The sequence below is a fragment of the Pseudarthrobacter sp. 1C304 genome (assembly GCF_052245515.1).
Taxonomy (GTDB): Bacteria; Actinomycetota; Actinomycetes; order Actinomycetales; family Micrococcaceae; genus Arthrobacter.
Genome location: NZ_JBQQCH010000004.1, coordinates 244,135 through 263,865, shown reverse-complemented (window position 1 = coordinate 263,865; position 19,731 = coordinate 244,135). Strand labels below are relative to the sequence as shown.

The window sequence follows — 19,731 nt, the reverse complement described above, 5'->3', positions numbered from 1 at the left end:
AAGGGTGGGACAGCCTGGACAGCAAGCTTAGCAATGACGGGCGCGGGCCGTCCGGCCGCATGAGGCGAGGCCTGTCACTCACGTAGTCATCCCGCCTCAGCATGCACACGCAGTAACAAGCCTCTCTCTACCATCCTCCGCACCTGCCGGCGCACGAGTCCCAAGAATTTCCAAAGGCATCAGGACGAGGCTGTGGCCATCCAGTGAGCCGAGCGACCACATTCAGGGGGGAGCCGGTGCGACTCGATGGAGGAATACATCATGGCGAAACATCGCAAGACCAGAGGGAGGGATGGCAACCTCCCGGTTCGAGGGAAGGCACCGGGTGTCACGCGCAAAGTCGCGGCCGGTGCCCTTGCCCTCCTGCTCAGTGCCGGGGTTGTCCCGTCCGTGCTGGCGCCGGCGGTCTCGGCCGCCCCGACCGGTCAAGGTTTCACCCTCAATGCAGGCGATATGCGGTTCATCCTGAAGCAGATCAAAATCGCTGAAAACCACGCCACCAAGGAAGACGCCCAGGGCAACGACGTCCCGGGCCAGCCACTGCTGGGCTCCGGCCCCAACCAGATTGCCGGTCCGCTGCTGCCCTACGGCCTCCGCACCGTGGACGGCACGGAAAACAACCTGGTGGAAGGGCAGGACCACTTTGGTGCCGCAAGCCGCGCGTTCCCGCGCCTCTCGGATCCCGAGTGGCGCACGTCGACAGGCGGGCAGAGCTACCAGTCGGTGAACTCCAACGTCACCGACAGCAACCCCCGCTTCATCAGCAACGTGATCGTGGACCAGACGGCGACCAACCCCGCCGCCGTGGCCGCTGCCGGCCAGGCCCACCGCACGGTCAATGACAGCCCGACGGCGGTGCCCTGCGATGGGGCGGGCCTGCCGGAGAACTGTGTGCCCGAAGGTGCGACCCTGGACATCCCCAACGTGACCACCGATTTCGGTCTCTCGCCGCCCTACAACGGCATGTTCGCGCTGTTCGGGCAGTTCTTCGATCACGGCGTGGACTTCACCAAGAAGACCAAGAACTACGTCATGATGCCGCTGGCCGAGGACGATCCGCTGTACGTTCCGGGCGGCCGCACCAACTTCATGCTGCTGAACCGGGCTGAGAACCAGGCCGGTCCCGACGGGGCCCTCGGCACCGCCGATGACGTCCAGGACGCCACCAACACCGACTCGCCGTGGGTGGACCAGAGCCAGACCTATGCGTCCCATCCCGCGCACCAGGTGTTCCTGCGGGAATACGTCCTCAACGAGAACGGCGATCCGGTCACCACCGGCGAGCTGATTGAAGGCGAACCGGGCGGCATGGCCACCTGGGGGCACATCAAGGAGCAGGCCCGGGACCTCCTCGGGCTGGAGCTGTCGGACGTTGACGTGGCCGACATCCCCAAGATCGCCACCGACCAGTACGGCCGCTTCCTGCGCGGACCCAACGGGCTTCCGCAGTACGAGACCGCCACCGGCCGGGTCGAAGGCAACCTGTCGGCGCCGGTCGCCCCGCCGGCCAACGTCGAGCGCATCGGCATCGCCTTCCTGGATGACATCGCGCACAACGCGGCGCCGTTCAACTCCCAGACCGGCCAGCCGCTGGCGGCTGACGGCGACGGAGAACTCAACCCGGTCGCCGTGCCGCTGACCACCCCCGGCACCTACGACGACGAGCAGCTGGCGGCGCACTTCGTTGCCGGCGACGGACGCGTGAACGAGAACATCGGCCTGACGGCGATCCACCAGGTGTTCCACTCGGAGCACAACCGGCTGGTCACCTACATGCAGGACCTCATCACCACGCAGAACATCGACGTCAGTGAGTGGAAGCTCCCCAACGGGGAGTGGAACGGCGAACGCCTGTTCCAGGCTGCCCGCTACGTCACGGAGATGGAATACCAGCACATCGTCTTCGAGGATTTTGCCCGCAAGATCCAGCCCGGCATCAACCCGTTCAACGTGTTCACCCAGTCGGACACGGGCATCGACCCCTCCATCAAGGCGGAGTTCGCCCACGCCACATACCGGTTCGGGCACTCGATGCTGACGGAGACGGTCGACCGGACCACCAACACCGGCGCCGATATCGGCATGCCGCTGCTGGATGCCTTCCTCAACCCCACGGCGTACTACTCCAGCACAGCCGGTACGCTCACCCCGAAGCAGGCCGCCGGAGCGATCGCCATGGGCATGACGGACCAGGTCGGCGCCGAACTCGACGAGTTCGTCACCGACACCCTGCGGAACAACGTCCTGGGCCTGCCCCTGGACCTTGCCTCGCTGAACCTGGCCCGCGGCAGGGACACCGGCGTCCCGTCCCTGAACAACTTCCGCGCCCAGCTGTACGAGAGCACCGGCGAGTCCTCGCTGAAGCCGTACACCAGCTGGGTGGATTTTGGCCAGAACCTCAAGCACCCGGATTCCGTGGTGAACTTCATGGCTGCCTACGGCACCCACCCGACCATCACGGCGGCGACGTCCATCGTGGACAAGCGGGCGGCCGCCCAGCGGCTGTTCGACATGGACACCGCGGATGCGCTGACTCCGGCCGATTCGTTTGAGTTCGTCAACAGCACGGGCGCCTGGGCTGACGGAGCCACCGGCCTGGGCAGCGTGGACCTCTGGGTTGGCGGTCTCGCCGAGTACACGAACCTCTTCGGCGGCCTGCTGGGCTCGACGTTCAACTACATCTTCGAGCGCCAGATGACGGACCTCCAGGACGGGGACCGCCTGTACTACCTTTCCCGCACCTCGGGCCTGAACCTGCGGACCCAGCTGGAAGGCAACTCCCTCTCCGAACTCATCATGCGCAACACCGACGCATCGGCCCTCAAAGCTGACGTGTTCGGCGTCGCGGACTGCGAGTTCGAGATGGCCAACATCAACGCCACCACCGGCAACTCGGTGGCGGACGATCCGGCGTCGGCCTGTGATGAATCCGCGCTCCTGATGCGGATGGCGGACGGCACCATCCGGTACCGCGTCACCAACACCGTCGACCGCCCGGGGCTCAACGCCCAGTCCACCTTCAACGGCAAGGACAACGCGGACCCCGCGCTCGCTGTTGACAGGATCTGGGGCGGCATCGACAACGACACCGTCTGGGGCAACAACGGCGACGACATCATCGAAGGCAATGATGGCGCCGACGTCGTCCTCGGCGGCGACGGCAGGGACCGCATCACGGATTCGCACGGCGACGACGTGCTCAAGGGCGGACCCGGCAACGATGCGATTGACTCCGGACCCGGCCTCGACATCATCATGTCCGGCGAGGGCGACGACTTCTCCAACGGCGGCCTCAACGGCAACGAAACGTTCGCGGGTGAAGGCAACGACCTGGTCCTCTCCGGTGACGGTCCGGACGCAGTGTTCGGTGGCGGCGGCGATGACTGGCAGGAAGGCGGAAACTCCAACGACCTGCTCCAGGGCGACAGCGGCGCACCGTTCTTCGACGACATCAACGCTCCGGGCCATGACGTCCTGATCGGCGACTCCGGCGAAGACGACTACGACGCCGAAGGCGGCGACGACGTGATGGTCGCAGGCCCCGGCATCGAACGCAACCACGGCGTCTTCGGATTCGACTGGGTCACACACGCCCGCTCGGTGGAGGCAGCCAACTCGGACATGCGGATGATCATCGTCGACGGCCCCAACGCCGTCAGGGACCGCTTCCTCCTGGTTGAGGCCCTCTCCGGCTGGGACAAGGACGACGTGCTCTACGGCGACGACCTCGTTCCGTCCGAGCCGAACAACGAAGTCAACGTCGAGGGCCTGACCAACGAACTCGACGCGGCGGGCATCGCGCGGATCAGCGGGCTCGCTGACCTGCTGCCTCCGGGCGCCACCACCTTCGGGGCCGGCAACATCGTCATCGGCGGCTCCGGCAGCGACGAGATCTGGGGCAACGGCGCCGATGACATCATCGACGGCGACAAGTGGCTCAACGTCAGGCTCAGCGTTCTCGACGACAACGGCGCCGAGATCAGGACGGCCACTTCGCTGACCGAGCTCCAGGCCGACATCATGGCCGGCACCATCGATCCCGGCAATGTGAAGATCGTCCGGGAGATCCTCTCCAGCCCGGGCGAAGCCGACGTCGACACGGCGGCCTTCTCCGGAAACCTGGACGAATACGACATCAGCACCGTCGACGGAGTCACCACCGTGACCCACGTCGGCGGCCGGGCAGAAGACGGTACGGACAGGATCACCAACGTCGAACGGCTGCGGTTCCTGGACCAGACCATCAATGTGGTCCCGGACGCTGTGGTAGCCCCCGCTGCCCCGGCTGCGCCGACCGCGGTTGGCGGCGACACCACGGCGACGGTGGGCTTCGAGGCACCTGAGGGTGCCGACACGCTCAACATCCTGGTCCGCGAAGGCAACACAGTGGTCAACACCATTGAAGGCGTCGCGGCAACGGAAACGTCCCTGGTCGTGGTGGGACTGACCAACGGCACCGCCTACAACTTCCAGGTTGAGGCAGTCAACGCCGGAGGAACCAGCCCGCGGTCCGCGGCCTCGAACGAGGTGACTCCGGCGGCTCCCGCGGTGCCGGCAACGTCGATGCGGCTGAACGACTTCAACGGGGACGGCAACACGGACGTGATCTCCCGTGACGCCTCCGGCCAGCTGTGGCTGTACCCGGGTACGGGGACGGGTGACTGGTTTACCCGGATCAACCTCGGCGGCGGCTGGAACGTGATGACCTCGATTGTCAGCGCCGGTGATTTCAACGGCGACGGCGACGCGGACGTGATCGCCCGGGACACCAACGGGGAGCTGTGGCTCTACCGGGGCACCGGGTCCGGTGACTGGCTGCAGCGGCAGAACCTCGGCGGCGGCTGGAACGTGATGACGTCCATCGTCGCTCCGGGTGACTTCAACGCCGACGGCCGGGCGGACCTGATCGCCCGGGACAGCAGCGGACGGCTCTGGCTCTACCCGAACAACGGTGCCGGTGACTGGTTCACCCGCGTTGACCTGGGCGCCGGGTGGAACATCATGAGTTCCATCGTGGCTCCCGGCGACTTCGACGCCGACGGCAACGTGGACCTGATCGCCCGCGACTCCAGCGGCGAACTGTGGCTCTACCCGGGCAACGGGCAGAACGAATGGTTCACCCGGGAAAGCCTCGGCACTGGCTGGAACACGCTGAACGCCATCACCGCTCCGGGTGACATGAACGGCGACGGCAAGCCGGACGTCATCGCCCGGGACACCACCGGAGAGCTCTGGCTCTACCCGAACAACGGTGCCGGTGACTGGTTCACCCGCATCGACCTCGGCGGAGGCTGGAGCCCCATGACCGCGATCCTGTAACCGCCGGACCTCCGCAGGAAAACGCAGTAAAAAGCGGTGGAGGTCCCCAGGTAAGGTCACGGCAGAAAGGAAGGTCCCCCGCATCCCCTCCGGATGCGGGGGACCTTCCGCGTCCGGCCCGTCACGGTGAGCCCGGCAGTCCGGGGCCACCGGGCTGCGCGGTAGGCTTGGGGTACCCGGGATTCTCGCGAATTCCGGCTATTCGTGTTGCCTGCACCCCCGTGATCCCTTCAGGAGCCACAGCTATGAGCCTCAACGGACCCTCTCTCACCGGCTTGCGCCGTGCCCTGGCCGAGGACCGGAACTACGCCCGCGTCAAGGCCGAAGCCTCGCGGGGCTTCGCGGCCCGGAGCGAGGACTACCAGATCAGCGCCCCGGCCGGCCTGCGCGCGGCGCTGCTCGCGGAGATGGCGGACGGCCTGACGCAGTCAGGGTCAAATCAGCCGGCAGACGACGCTGCGCCGGCGGACGGCACCGGCGCCCCCGCGTCCGTGGTCCTGGCCATCACGGCCACCGGCAGGGAAGCCGAGGACCTTACCGAAGCGCTGCGCGCCTTCCTGCCGGCCGACGCCGTCGCCGAGTTCCCCAGCTGGGAAACGCTCCCGCACGAACGGCTTTCACCGCGTTCGGACACGGTGGGCCGGCGCCTGTCCGTGCTGCGCCGGCTGGCGCACCCCGACGCTTCCGCCGCCGGCGCCCTGCGCGTTGTGGTGGCCCCGGTCCGCGCCGTGGTGCAGCCGATTGTGGCCGGACTGGGCGACCTGGTGCCGGTGACCCTGAAGGTGGGGCAGGAGGTCCCGTTCAGCGACGTGGTCCGCAGCCTCGCCGACGCCGCCTACGCCCGCGTGGACATGGTGACCCGGCGCGGTGAATTCGCCGTCCGCGGCGGGATGCTGGATGTTTTCCCGCCCACGGAGGATCACCCCATCCGGGTGGAGTTCTTTGGTGACGAGGTGGACCAGATGCGCTGGTTCGCCGTCGCCGACCAGCGGTCGCTGACCGGCCCCGGGCTGCACCACCCCACCGAACTGCACGCCCCGCCGTGCCGCGAAATCCTCATCACCCCGTCCGTGATGTCGCGGGCCGCGACGCTGAAGTCCCAACTGCCGGCCGCCGCGGACATGCTGGAGAAGATCGCCGGCGGCATCGCCGTCGAGGGCATGGAATCCCTGGCCCCGGTGCTGGTGGACGCCATGGTGCCGTTCCTGGACCAGTTCCCGGCCGGGTCCATGGCCGTGGTGATCGAACCCGAGAAGGTCCGTACCCGCGCCCACGACCTTGCCGCCACCAACGAGGAATTCCTCGAAGCGGCCTGGTCCACGGCGTCCGACGGCGGCGTCGCGCCCCTGGACCTCACGTCGCAGGCGTCTGAGGCCCTGCACTCGGCCAGTTTCCGCTCGCTCACCGAGACCCGCACGGCGGCCCTCGCCCACGAGGTGTCCTGGTGGTCCATCACCTCGCTGGCCACCGACGAGGAATTGCTGCCCGACGTCGACGTCCTGAACCTGCATGCCCGCGAACCCCGCGGCTACCAGGGTGACGTCGCCGAGATGATGGACTTCATCGGCTCCCATGTGCGCGAGCAGTGGCGGATTGTGGTGGCCACGGAGGGCCCCGGACCGGCCCAGCGGCTCGCCGAACTGTTCCACGACAACGACATCCCGTGCGCCCGGGTGGAGTCCCTCGACGGCGAGCCCCAGGCCGGGCTGATCGAGGTGACCACCGCCGCCGTCGGCCGCGGGTTTGTCCTGGAACCGCTCAAGCTCGCCCTTCTGACCGAGGCCGACCTGCTGGGCCGGACGTCCGCCGGCTCCACGAAGGACATGCGGCGCATGCCGTCGAAGCGCCGCAACGCCGTGGACCCGCTGCAGCTGGTGGCCGGGGACTCCGTGGTGCACGAACAGCACGGCATCGGCCGGTTCGTGGAGCTGATCCAGCGCCGGGTGGCGGGAGGCGGCGACGGCGTGCGCGAATACCTCGTGCTGGAGTACGCGCCGTCCAAACGCGGCGCCCCGGGCGACCGGCTCTTCGTGCCGACGGACCAGCTGGACCAGGTCACCCGCTACGTCGGCGGCGACACCCCCGCGCTGAGCAAAATGGGCGGCGCGGACTGGGCCAGCACCAAGTCCAAGGCCCGCAAGGCCGTCAAGGAAATCGCCGGCGAACTGATCCGGCTCTACTCGGCCCGGATGGCCTCCCGCGGGTACGCCTTCGGCCCGGACACCCCGTGGCAGCGCGAGCTCGAGGAAGCGTTCCCGTACGTCGAGACCCCGGACCAGCTGACTACCATCAACGAGGTCAAGGCGGACATGGAGCGTGAGATCCCCATGGACCGGCTGATCTCCGGCGACGTCGGCTACGGCAAGACCGAGATCGCGGTCCGGGCTGCCTTCAAAGCGGTCCAGGACGGCAAGCAGGTGGCCGTGCTGGTGCCCACCACCCTGCTGGCGCAGCAGCACTATGAGACGTTCACCGAACGGTTCTCCGGCTTCCCGCTGGTGGTCAAGCCGCTGTCCCGCTTCCAAGCCGCCAAGGAGGCCAAGGAAACCGCCGAAGGGGTCAAAGCCGGGTCCGTGGACGTGGTGATCGGCACCCACCGGCTGCTGTCCAAGGACTTCGCGTTCAAGGACCTCGGCCTGGTGATCGTGGACGAGGAGCAGCGTTTCGGCGTCGAACACAAGGAAGCGCTGAAGAAGATGCGCACCAACGTGGACGTCCTGGCCATGAGCGCCACCCCGATTCCGCGGACCCTGGAAATGTCGCTGACCGGGATCCGCGAGACGTCGACGCTGGCCACCCCGCCGGAGGAGCGGCACCCTGTCCTGACGTACGTGGGCCCGTACACCGACAAGCAGACCTCCGCCGCGATCCGCCGCGAGCTGATGCGCGAAGGCCAGGTGTTCCTGGTGCACAACCGGGTCTCCACAATCGACCGCACGGCGGCAAAGATCCGCGAGCTGGTCCCGGAGGCCCGGGTGGAAGTGGCGCACGGACAGATGTCCGAAAGCCGGCTGGAACAGATCATCGTGGACTTCTGGGAAAAACGCTTCGACGTCCTGGTCTGCACCACCATCATCGAGACCGGCCTGGACATCTCGAACGCCAACACGCTGATCGTGGACGGCGCGGACAAGTACGGCCTCTCCCAGCTGCACCAGCTGCGCGGGCGGGTGGGCCGCGGCCGCGAACGCGCCTACGCCTACTTCCTGTACCCGTCCGAAAAGCCGCTGGGCGAGGTGGCGCTGGAACGGCTCAAGGCCGTGGCCACCCACAACGAACTCGGCGCCGGCATGCAGCTGGCCATGAAGGACCTCGAGATCCGCGGCGCCGGCAACCTGCTGGGCGGCGAGCAGTCCGGCCACATCCAGGGCGTCGGCTTCGACCTCTACATCCGCCTGGTCGGCGAGGCCGTTGCCGAGTACCGCGGCGAGGCCGAGGAAAAGGCCGCGGAAATGAAGATCGAACTGCCGGTCAACGCGCACCTGCCGCACGACTACGTGCCGGGTGAACGGCTGCGCCTGGAGGCCTACCGCAAGCTGGCGAGCGCCATCACCACAGAAGCCATCGACGAGGTGCTCGCCGAACTCGTGGACCGCTACGGCGAGCTGCCGCTGCCGGCGAAGAACCTGATCGACGTCGCCCGCTTCCGGGTCGGGGCCCGCGAGGCCGGGCTGTCCGATGTGGCCCTGCAGGGCAACTTCATCCGGTTCTCCCCGGCGCAGCTGCCGGAGTCCAAGCTCATGCGGCTCACCCGGATGTACCCCGGATCGCAGTCCAAGCCGGCCCTGGACGCGGTGCTGGTCCCCAAGCCCAAAACCGCCCGGATCGGCGGGCGGGACCTGCAGGACGCCGAAATCCTGGAATGGGCCAACGGCGTCATCCGTAACATTTTCACGGACGCGCCGGTCACCACCTCACCGACGGGAAGCTAGCCGTTGATGGGAGGACACCACGCCGCGTCGGGAGCCGCGGCGTGGGTGGCGGTTGCCTCGACGGGGCCGTACGCGCTGGGCTGGTACCCGCTGGACGCGGCCGGGATTGTGATCGGGGGGATGGCGACGGCGGGAACGGCCCTGGTCTGCGACTGGGACCACCGCTCCAGCACGGTGGCGCACTCGCTGCCGCCGCTGTCGAACGTGATCGCCGTCGGCATCGAGAACGTCTCCGGCGGGCACCGGCAGGGCACACATTCGCTGCTGGGCGCGGCCTTCTTCGTGATGCTCGCGGCGCTGGCCGGGCAGTTCCAGCTGCAGACGGAGTGGGGGCTGTTGTCGGTGGGCGCCGGCCTGCTGTGCATGTTCATGATCAACATCGCGGCCAAAGCGCTCAAGCTGTTCCCCAAGTACGGCTGGATCAGCAACTGGGTCTTCGCGCTCACCATGGCCGGGCTGGTGACGTGGTTCGCGCCGCACCAGTGGACCTGGCTGCCCGTCTCCATGCTGACCGGCGTGCTGGTGCACATTGTGGGGGACATGATCACCACCGGGGGAGTGCCGCTGCTGTGGCCCATTGTGATCAAACCGCCGAAACTGCTGCGGAAGCTGCCGCTGCTCCGGAACGTCTGGAAGGCCAACGGGGCGTTCTCCATCCCGCTGCTGGGCCGGGCGGGGTCGAGGCGGGAATGGTTTGTGCTGATCCCGGTCAGCGCCTACGCGATGGTTGGCATGTTCGGCGCGGCGCTGGCCCTGGCCAGGCTGCACTGGCCGGACGCCGTCGCCCTGGGGACCGGGCTGATCAACAGCCTGTTCGCCCTGCTCGCCGCCGCGTAGCTGTACGCAGCGTTGAACGAGCAGCGGTTAAAGCACTGAAGCCCCGGTTTCCCGGGGCTTCAGTGCTTTAAGCAGGTGGTGTCAGTTTTCGCCGGCGGAATCCGAGCGGCCCGTGACGGTCTGGGGAATCCAGAAGGCCAGGGCGAACAGGCCCAGGCAGACGGCCATCGGCCACGGGTTGCCCAGGGTCAGGAAGCTCAGCGAGTAGATCGACGCGAGGAACAGGACCATCATCAGGGCGAACAAGATGATGCTGGAGCCGAGGCCGTTCTCATTCTGCGGCGTCGTGGCGGTGGTGGTCTTGCTGGACATTCATTCCTCCTCGGCCCCGTGGGGCTCAAAACTGTGGCGGCAACGGTTCTTACCGGATAGCGGTCAGTACGCGGAGGAACCCTGTTCACCCTTGACGATCGCGATGCCGGAGCTGGCGCCAATTCGTGTTGCACCTGCAGCAATCATAGCCTGAGCGTCGGCGAGCGACCGCACCCCGCCCGAGGCCTTGACACCGAGGTCAGGGCCCACCGTCCGGCGCATCAGGGCGACGTCGGCAGCGGTGGCCCCGCCGCCGTTGAAGCCCGTGGAGGTCTTCACGAAGTCGGCGCCGGCCTCCACCGCAGCCTCACAGGCCAGCACCTTCTGGGCGTCGTCCAGCAGAGCGGTCTCGATGATGACCTTCAGGATGGCGCCGCCCTCGTGGACGGCCTCGGCGACAGCCGCGATGTCATCGACCAGGGCGCCCTTGTCATTGGCGCGGGCCGCGGCGATGTTGATCACCATGTCGACTTCCTCGGCGCCGTCCAGCACGGCGCCACGGGCCTCAAAAGCCTTGACGTCGCTCGGGGTGGCACCCAGCGGAAAACCGACAACGGAGCACGTCAGGACGCCCGAACCCTTGAGGGCCTTCTTGACCGACTTAACCCAGACCGGGTTCACGCACACCGACTTGAAGCGGTACTCGGCCGCTTCCGCACAAACCTTCAGGACCTCGGCCTCGCTGGCCTCCGGCTTGAGCAGGGTGTGATCGATGTACGAGGCGATGTTTCCGGCGGCGGGGGCGTTGGCCGCTCCGCCGGCGGCAGGGGTGGCGCTTCCGGCGGTGACGGGGGCTTCGTTGCTCATGGTGTTCCCTTCGTGGCTTCTAAGGTGTCCATCTTGCCATAATGGCCCACCTGCGGCCGGAGCATGCACGGGGGTCAGGCGGCCCGGGCGAGGTCCACCGCCAAGCCGGCCTGGAGCACCTGGGAGGCGCAGACGGACGCGGCGGAGGACGCCGCCACCAGGAGTCCCAGGCGGACGCCCTCGAACACGGCGGCGTCCCCGATGGCCCAGATTCCCGGGACCGAGGTGCGGAAGTTCCGGTCGATGACAATACCGCCCTGGCGCGCCGTCGCAAGCCCGGCACTGACCGCGAGGGCGTCCCGCGCCAGCGGTTCCTCGGCCAGGACCACGAGGTCGCCGGCCATGCTGGAGCCGTCCTCGAACACCACCCCCGCGGCCGGGAGCGCGGAGCCTGCGAGGGTGGGAATGACCGAAGCCGGCCGCTGGGTGGTGCGGACGGGGCGGACGCCCCGGGCCCGGAGCACGGCTTCGGCCTGGCCGGCGGACGTTCCGGTGCCCACCAGGATGCCCAGCGGACGGCGGCCCAGGACCCGGGTGACCTCCTTGACGGCCTCGCCCAGCCGGGCGGCGTCGTCGATGGTTGCGTAGTTCAGGCAGCGGCCTTCCCCGGCCAGCGGCGCCCCGGCGGGGGACGACCCGGTCGCGATGACCAGCTGGTCGTAGCTGAACTCGAGGCCGTCTGCCGTCGTGACGTAGCGGCTGTCGGGGTCGATGTAGCTTGCCGGCTGGCCGAAGCGGACGGAGACCTGCGGGAGGGCGGCGAGTTCCAGCAGCTCGGCGGGCGCGTCGTCCCGGTTGCTGAGAACCGTGATGCCGCCCGCGAAAGGGGTCCGCGTGAGCTGGCGGACCAGGGCCTGCGCCGCTGGTCCGGCCCCGGCGATGACGATGCGGGGCCGGGCTGCGGAGTCGGTGGAGGCGGCGGAAACGGTGGAGGTGGCGGACATGGTGAGGCCCTTTCGCTGGTGGCCTGTGGTGTGGCCTGACTGCTTGATGCCACCAGCGTAGGCGGGCGGTTTTTCCGGCGTGTTTCCCGGGTGTTGCAGTATTTTCCCGGGCCGTTCGCCAATGTTTACCGGCCAGTAATGGCGTGGGTCACACACGGATTCGGTAGCCGCGCTTGACCACTGTTTCCACCAGCCTGCCGTCCGGCAGGGCCGAGCGCAGCCGGCTGACCGTCATGTCCAGGGCATGGACCGAACCGCGGAGTTCCAGCAGCTCGGACAGCGACTCACGGGACAGGACCGCGCCGCCGGCACCCAGCAGGGCCCGCAGCAGCAGCAGCGGAGCGGGTGCCAGTTCCACGGCCTCGCCGTCGATCCGCAGCGAACGGCCCCGCAGCTCCACCCGGCCCGACGCCGTGTCCAGGCGCCGGACGTGGTTGAGGGCAAGGTGTTCCACGACCAGCCGGATCAGGGCGCCCATCCGGAACCGGTCCGGGACCAGCGGCTGCAGGCCCGCATCGATGAGCGGCTGTGCGGTGATGGGGCCGACCACAGCGGTGGCCACGGTGGTTTTGAGGCTCTCCACCAGCTGTTTGTACAGGCCCATCTCGTGCGCGGTGCTCCACATCGCGTCCACCGCGGGGGCGCTGGTGAACGTCAGCACGTCCAGGTTTCCGCTGCAGGCGGCCTCGATCAGCCGCGGCAGCCGGTCCGCGCCGTCGGGTTTAACCCATCGGTAGGGGGTGACGGTCAGGACCGTGGCCCCGGACATCCGGAGCCGTTCGAGCTGGCGGACATCGGTGTAGCCGTGCAGCTGCACCGCGACGGTCTTGCCGCGCACCCCTTCGGCGAGGAGCATGTCCACCAGCGTCGCGGTGGTCTCGTCGCTGCTGATCCCGACGTCGGCCAACCCGGCTGCGCGGACGGCGCCGCGGGCTTTCGGTCCCCGGACGAACATCCGGGTGGCGCCGAGGGTGTCCAGCAGCTGCTCGCCGATTCCGAAGGTGTCCGCGGCCTCGCACCACCGCCGCATGCCGTAGGCGGTGGTGGCGATGCACAGATCAGGGCGTGCGGCCATGATGGCGCGGGTGTCCTCGATCAGGTTCAGGTCTTCCTGGACCGGGGCGATCTTCAGGGCCGGCGCGTGCAGCACCTCGGCGCCGCGCCGTTCCAGGGCCTCGATCAGGTCCTGGGACCGGCGGTGTGAGGTGACACCGATCCGGAAGCCTTCCAGCGGCAGTTCCGCGGTGTCCGGCTCGGTTTCGGGTGCCGGGCCGGTGCCGGGCAGCCCGGCCGGGGCGATCGCGTTGAGCGCGCTCACCGCCCTCACGCCCCCATCAGGGACGCGGCCAGGCGGTCCAGTTCGGCTTCCGCCTCCGCGCAGCCGCGGTTGGCCTCCGCCACTTTGACGACGTCGCCGATCACCAGCACGGCCGGGTTGCTGCAGTCCGCAGCCGCGGCGGTGATGGTGCCCAGCTCGGCGATGGTGGTCCGCTGGCCGGGGCGGTAGCCGCGCTCCACCACGGCCATCGGCATGTCCGCGCGCATTCCGGCCCGGCGCAGGCCCGCCGCGAGCTGGTGCAGGGTTCCGATGCCCATCAGCACCACGATGGTGCCGCCCAGGCCAGCCAAGTGGGTGTGCTCCTTCTCGGTCAGCGGCGCGTGGCCGGAGACCACGGTGAACATGTGGCTGACCTCGCGGTGCGTGACGGGGATCCCGGCCGCGGCCGGGACGGAGATGGCGCTGGTAACACCGGAGATCACCCGGACGGGCACACCGGCTTTCACGCAGTAGGCCACCTCCTCGCCGCCGCGGCCAAACACGTACGGGTCGCCGCCCTTGAGCCGCACCACGTTCTTTCCGGCCAGGGCGGCGTCCACCATCAGCTCCTCGATGCCGGCCTGGCTCACCGGGTGGTGGCCGGGGCGCTTGCCCACATCCACCAGCTCGGCGGTGCTCAGGGCGGGCAGCTCCTGGTAGGGGGCCAGCCGGTCGTAGAATACGACGTCGGCGTCCCGCAGCGCCTTGACGGCGGCGACGGTGAGGAGCTCGGTGGTTCCCGGTCCGCCGCCCACCAGGGTGACGTGCCCGGGGGCGCCGGCAGCGGGCTCCGCCGCCACCGGGATGCCGGTGTCGCGGCAGCGGCCAAGAAGGGAATTCCAGCCGGGCTGTCCGTCGTCCACAGCTGCAACCAGGAAGGGGCGTTCGGGAAGGGGACCGTCGTGGGGTGCGCCCTGCGGAGTGCTGAGCCGGGAGACGACGGCGCCGGCGGCTTCATAGCGGCGGACCGCCTGCCGGGCGGCAGCGTCCGAGCCGGTGACCAGTACTTCACGGCCGGTGAGATCAATGCTGAGCTGCATGCCTATACCTCGTTCCTGATGGGTTCCGGCGTGGAGGGGCGGACCGGGATGGAAGCTCCGATGAGGACTTTCGCCTTCTCTTCTGCCGTGGCCGGGCGCATCTGCCCGCGCTCGTCCGGGACGAAGGTGATGGACTCGTCCCTCTGGTCCGGCGCGTTGACGAAGGAGCGGAAGCGGCGCAGCCGTTCGGGATCCTTGAGGGTGTCAGCCCATTCGTCGACGTACGTGTCCACGTGCTTGGCCATGGCCGCCTCGAGGTCCGCGGCGATGCCCAGGGTGTCGTGCACCACCACGTCCTCGACGTGCTTGATGCCGCCGTCGAGCTCCTCCTGCCAGCGCGCGGTGCGCTGCAGCCTGTCGGCGGTGCGGATGTAGTACATAAAGTAGCGGTCGATGTACTTGATCAGGGTTTCGTCGTCCAGGTCCTTGGCCAGCAGCTGGGCGTGCGCCGGGGTGGCGCCGCCGTTGCCGCCGACGTAGAGGTTCCAGCCGTCCGCGGTGGCGATCACACCGACGTCCTTGCCGCGGGCCTCCGCGCATTCGCGGGCGCAGCCGGAGACGCCCATCTTGAGCTTGTGCGGGCTGCGGAGGCCGCGGTAGCGCAGTTCCAGCGCGATGGCCATGGCCACCGAGTCCTGCACCCCGAACCGGCACCAGGTGGAGCCGACGCAGGACTTCACCGTGCGCAGGCTCTTGCCGTAGGCCTGGCCGGATTCGAACCCGGCGTCCACCAGCTCCTTCCAGATTTCCGGGAGCTCCTCGAGCCGGGCGCCGAACATGTCGATCCGCTGGCCGCCGGTGATCTTCGTGTAGAGGTTGTACTTCTCGGCCACGGCGGCGATGACGCCGAGCTTCTTCGGGGTGATCTCGCCGCCGGCGATCCGGGGCACCACCGAGTAGGTGCCGTCCTTCTGCATGTTGGCCAGGGCGCGGTCGTTGGTGTCCTGCAGGGTGCCGCGGCCGGCGTCCAGGACGTACGCGCTGTTCTGGCTGGCCAGGATGTTGGCGATGGTCGGCTTGCAGATGTCGCAGCCGGCCCCGGTACCGTAGGTGGCCATGATCTCCTCGAAGGAGGTCAGTTCCCGCACCCGGATGGTCTCGAAGAGTTCCTGCCGGGACAGTGCGATGTGCTCGCAGAGGGCCTTGGAGACCTCGACGCCGGACTTGGTCAGTTCACCTTCCAGCAGCTTCTTGAGCATCGGCACGCAGGAGCCGCAGCTGGTTCCGGCCCGGGTGCAGCCCTTGAGTTCGCCGAGCTCCCGGACGGGCGCCTGGCCCTCGCAGGCGCCGCAGCCGTTGACGGTGTCGCGGATGGTCCCGGCGCTCACGTTGTTGCAGGAGCAGAGGATGGCGTCATCCGGCAGGCTGAGTTCCAGGGCCCCGCCCCCTGCGTCCCCGCCTCCCGCCGCCGTGAGGTACGCCCCGGGTTCGGCGGGGAGCTCACGGCCGAGCATGGGGCGCAGGGACGTGTACGGGGCGGCGTCGCCGACGAAGATGCCGCCGAGCAGGGTCTTGGCATCGTCCGTGGTGACGATCTTCTGGTAGACACCGCGGGCCGGATCGGCGTACACAATCTCCAGGGCGTGCTCGGTGCGGGCGAACGCGTCGCCGAAGCTGGCGACGTCGACGCCGGAGAGCTTGAGCTTGGTGGCGGTATCGAAGCCCGGGAACGTCGCGTCGCCGCCGTGCAGCCGGTCCGCGACGATTTCGGCCATGGTGTTCGCCGGGGCCACAAGGCCCAGGCACATGCCGCCGAAGTTGGCCACCTCACCGATCGCCCAGATGCCGGGAACCTCCGTGGAGCAGTCGTCGGCGATGACGACGCCGCCGCGCGCACCGAGCTGGAACAGCTGCGGTTCACCTTCTGCGGCGCGGAACAGCTCGTCGCGGGGCTTCACGCCGATCGCGACGATCACCAGGTCGGCGTCGATGATCCGGCCGTCGGCCATCATCACCCCGGTGACCTGGCCGTCGTCGTCGGACAGGACCTCGGAAGGGAACACACCGCCGTGGACCGTGAAGCCCTTGGCCTCGATCAGCCGGCCGAGGGCCTGCCCGGCACCCTCGTCCAGCTGGGTGTTCATCAGCCAGGGGGAGCCGTTGATGACCACCGGGGTGGCGCCGAGCTGCTCGGTGCCTGCCGCCGACTCAAGGCCCAGCAGCCCGCCGCCGATGGTGACCGCGGTGACCTTGCGGCCCAGCCTCTCCGTGAGGTCGGCGATGGCCGCGTTGATGGCCCAGACGTCCTCCAGCGTGCGGTAGACGTGGGTGAGCTCGGCGCCCGGGATGGGCAGGCGGGCGGCGTCGGAACCGGTGGCCACCACCAGGTCGTCGTAGGGGTACACAGTTCCGGCGGCGGTGGTGACGGACTTGCCGGCCGTGTCGATGCCAGTGACGCGCTCGCCGGTCCGCAGCGTGAGCGCCTCGTGGTCCCACAAGGACGTAGTGCCCAGGGTGAGGTCGACGCCGGCGTCGGTGAGGGCTTTGCTCAAAGCGACGCGGTCGTAGGGGAGGTGGGCTTCCTCGGTGAGGACGGTAACCTGCCAGCCGTCCAGGCCCCGGGCATGCATGGCATCGGCGAAACGGTGGGCGGCGGGGCCGCCTCCGGCAACCACCACGCGGCGCGGCGGTGGTGTGCGCTCTGCGCCCTGGTTCTGGGGGCTTGAAGTCTGTCCGGTCACTGTGGGCCTTTCGCAGGGGCCGCAGTCAGTACTCCGCGGCCTTCTCAATCGAAGTGTCCGTCCAGACTAGGCAGGCGCAGTTTCGCTTCAGTTTCCCGAATGTTTCGTGGTCTTAACTTCTGCATCACGAACGCATTTCCGGCCGCGTGAGGTCTCTTTTACCCGCCGGACACATTCACCGCACCCGGTGGAAACACCCCGCCCCTAGCGTGGAGGTGTGGCCGCAGGAGCGGCTGAGCCCGTCAGGAATGGACAGAAAGGGGCCGGCATGACAGCCGTACTTGAAAGCGCAGCGCGGAGCTTCGTTGAACACCCGGGCCTCGGCACCGGCTGGCACCGGGTGTGCGCCGTGGAGGACCTGGAGCCGGCCTGGGGTGAGGCCGCGCTGATCGCCGGGCGCCAGGTGGCGTTGTTCCGCACCGCCTCCGGTGAGGTCTACGCCGTCGACCAGCAGGACCCTGCCACGGGGGCGTTTGTGATGGCCCGCGGCATCACGGGATCGCGCGGACCGCGGCCCACGGTGGCGTCGCCGCTGCACAAGGAGGTCTATGACCTGGGCACGGGCGAGTGCCTTGGCACGCCGGGGCTCCGGCTCCGGACCTTCGGTACCCGGATTGTGGGCGGGTACATTGAGGTCGAGCTCTAGGAACCTGTTCCCAAGGCGTTAGAGGCCCAAGGCCTCGCGGACGTCTGCCAGGACGCTGTCCAGCGCGGCGCGGGCCTCGGCCCGGGCCTCCGGCAGCTCGGCGGCGGAGCCGACGGCGCGGATGACTTCCAGGTAGCACTTCAGCTTGGGCTCCGTCCCGCTGGGGCGGATGATGATGCGGCTGCCGTCCTTCGTGAGGTACAGCAGCCCGTCGGTGGGCGGCAGCTGGGCGCTGCCGTCGGCGAGGTCCGTGACGGTCTCGACGGCGGACCCGCCAAAGGATTCCGGCGGGCTGACCCGCAGCCGGTTCATCATGGCGTCCAGCAGGCCCAGGTCCGCGACCCGGATGCTCAGCTGGTCGCTCGCATGCAGGCCGTGCACCAGGTACAGCTCGTCCAGCGTGTCGAAAATCGTCTTGCCCTCGGCTTTCGCGGCCGCCGCGCACTCCGCGATCAGCACCGCCGCGGAGATCCCGTCCTTGTCCCGGACCAGGGAGGGCGCCACGCAGTAACCCAGTGCCTCCTCGTAGCCGTAGAGCAGCCCCGGCACGCGCGCAATCCACTTGAAGCCGGTGAGGGTTTCCTCATGGGCATAGCCAGCTGCCGCCGCGATCCGCGCGAGCAGCCGCGAGGACACGATCGAGTTCGCGAAAACCCCCGGCGTGGTTTCGGAGCTGCCGCTGCCGCTGCTGCCGGCTGCCGCCAGCCGGGCCACGACGTGGGCGCCCAGCAGGGCACCCACCTCGTCGCCGCGCAGCATGCGCCAGGCGCCGGTGTCCGGATCCTTCGCGGCAACCGCGGCGCGGTCGGCGTCGGGATCGTTGGCGATCACAATGTCGGCGTCTTCGCGGAGGGCCGTTTCGAGGGCAAGGTCCAGGGCGCCGGGCTCTTCCGGGTTCGGGAAGTTCACCGTGGGGAAGTCGGGGTCCGGTGCGGCCTGCTCGCTCACCAGGGTGACGTCCGCGAAGCCGGCCGCGTGCAGCACCGCCACCGCGGTCTCGCCGCCCACGCCATGCATGGGGGTCAGGACGATTTTGAGGTCGCGGGCAGGGAACTGCCCACGCTCCGCCAGGGCTGCGACGGCGGCCTCGTAGTCAGCTGCGATGGACGGATCCAGGATGGTCCACCCCCCGGCGGCCAGCGGAATGGTGTCCAGGGTGCCCACACGGTCGATTTCGGCGGCGATCAGCGCATCGTAGGGCGCGACGATCTGCGCCCCGCGTCCGCTTTCCTCCACGGCATGCCGGCCCAGGTAGACCTTGTAGCCATTGTCCTGCGGCGGGTTGTGGCTGGCGGTGACCATCACGCCGCCGTCGCAGTCCAGCGCCCGCACGGCGTAGGCGAGCAGCGGTGTGGGCAGGGCAGACGGCATCAGGAACGTCTCGACGCCGGCGGCGGTGAGGATCGCGGCGGTCTCTTCGGCGAAGATGTCCGAATTGTGGCGGGCGTCGTAGCCGACGACGGCGCGCGGCCGGGTCCCCGGGGCGGTCTGCCCGACGGCGCCGGCCAGGAATGCCGTGAAGCCGGCGGCGGCGCGGCGCACCACCACCCGGTTCATCCGGTTGGGGCCGGGACCCAGGGCTGCGCGCAGGCCTGCCGTACCGAACTGCAGGGTGCCGCTGAAGCTGTCGGCGAGCTCCTGCCGGGCCGCTGCGGTGCCGTCGGCGGCGAGCCGGACCAGCTCGGTCAGGGCGGCGGCGGTGGCGGGATCCGGGTCCTGCGCGGCCCAGCTCCGGGCGTCGTCCAGCAGGCGGGCGAGTTCGGCATCAGAAGACGTCATAGGAACCAAACTAGCGCCATTCGCGGCGGATGCCTCTTTTGACAAGCTGTTTTGACAACAGGTGTGTGCCTTCCAGAACCGTCACGGCGGTGTTGGCCCAGACCCTTGACAGCCAT

The 19,731-nt window shown here is 68.8% G+C and carries 11 protein-coding genes; 4 read left to right on the top strand and 7 right to left on the bottom strand.

The genetic code is table 11. The annotated features are described in order from the left end of the window. The first annotated feature begins 261 nt into the window (after nucleotides 1-261). The 3 genes from ACTWQD_RS10585 to ACTWQD_RS10575 all read left to right on the top strand — a co-directional run bounded on the left by ACTWQD_RS10585 (nucleotide 262) and on the right by ACTWQD_RS10575 (nucleotide 10,088). Nucleotides 262-5,319: a peroxidase family protein gene (locus tag ACTWQD_RS10585; protein WP_443196085.1), complete on the top strand. Its 5,058-nt coding sequence runs from the start codon at nucleotides 262-264 to the stop codon at nucleotides 5,317-5,319. 245 nt (nucleotides 5,320-5,564) lie between these two features. After that, on the top strand, nucleotides 5,565-9,251 hold the full coding sequence (gene mfd, locus ACTWQD_RS10580) for a transcription-repair coupling factor (RefSeq protein ID WP_443196084.1): 3,687 nt from the start codon (nucleotides 5,565-5,567) through the stop codon (nucleotides 9,249-9,251). 6 nt (nucleotides 9,252-9,257) lie between these two features. Next, a complete protein-coding gene (locus ACTWQD_RS10575) occupies nucleotides 9,258-10,088 on the top strand; it encodes a metal-dependent hydrolase (protein ID WP_443196083.1) in 831 nt (276 codons plus the stop codon). Nucleotides 10,089-10,169: 81 nt separating this feature from the next. On the opposite strand, the gene ACTWQD_RS10570 is transcribed toward ACTWQD_RS10575, so the two are convergent. From ACTWQD_RS10570 to nirB, 6 genes are all read right to left on the bottom strand, one after another. After that, nucleotides 10,170-10,400, bottom strand: a complete 231-nt coding sequence (locus tag ACTWQD_RS10570) for a hypothetical protein (RefSeq protein WP_443196082.1) — start codon at nucleotides 10,398-10,400, stop codon at nucleotides 10,170-10,172. A gap of 63 nt (nucleotides 10,401-10,463) precedes the next feature. Further along, entirely contained in the window at nucleotides 10,464-11,207 is a 744-nt protein-coding gene (gene deoC / locus ACTWQD_RS10565; protein WP_443196081.1) for a deoxyribose-phosphate aldolase, read from the bottom strand. Between the two features lie 74 nt (nucleotides 11,208-11,281). Further along, nucleotides 11,282-12,151: an FAD-dependent oxidoreductase gene (locus ACTWQD_RS10560; RefSeq protein WP_443196080.1), complete on the bottom strand. Its 870-nt coding sequence runs from the start codon at nucleotides 12,149-12,151 to the stop codon at nucleotides 11,282-11,284. Between the two features lie 148 nt (nucleotides 12,152-12,299). Then, complete coding sequence (locus tag ACTWQD_RS10555) at nucleotides 12,300-13,436, bottom strand: uroporphyrinogen-III synthase (RefSeq protein WP_443196200.1); 1,137 nt, start codon at nucleotides 13,434-13,436, stop codon at nucleotides 12,300-12,302. A gap of 38 nt (nucleotides 13,437-13,474) precedes the next feature. Beyond that, on the bottom strand, nucleotides 13,475-14,509 hold the full coding sequence (gene cobA / locus ACTWQD_RS10550) for a uroporphyrinogen-III C-methyltransferase (protein WP_443196079.1): 1,035 nt from the start codon (nucleotides 14,507-14,509) through the stop codon (nucleotides 13,475-13,477). 2 nt (nucleotides 14,510-14,511) lie between these two features. Further along, nucleotides 14,512-17,190, bottom strand: coding sequence for a nitrite reductase large subunit NirB (gene nirB, locus ACTWQD_RS10545; RefSeq protein WP_443196078.1), 2,679 nt, complete (start codon nucleotides 17,188-17,190; stop codon nucleotides 14,512-14,514). A 268-nt stretch (nucleotides 17,191-17,458) separates the two neighbouring features. Here nirB and nirD point away from each other — a divergent pair, with 268 nt between their 5' ends. Further along, entirely contained in the window at nucleotides 17,459-17,836 is a 378-nt protein-coding gene (gene nirD / locus ACTWQD_RS10540) for a nitrite reductase small subunit NirD (RefSeq protein ID WP_443196077.1), read from the top strand. A gap of 18 nt (nucleotides 17,837-17,854) precedes the next feature. Here the strand turns inward: nirD and ACTWQD_RS10535 are convergent, their stop codons facing one another. After that, entirely contained in the window at nucleotides 17,855-19,615 is a 1,761-nt protein-coding gene (locus ACTWQD_RS10535; protein ID WP_443196076.1) for a phospho-sugar mutase, read from the bottom strand. Between the last annotated feature and the right edge of the window lie 116 nt (nucleotides 19,616-19,731).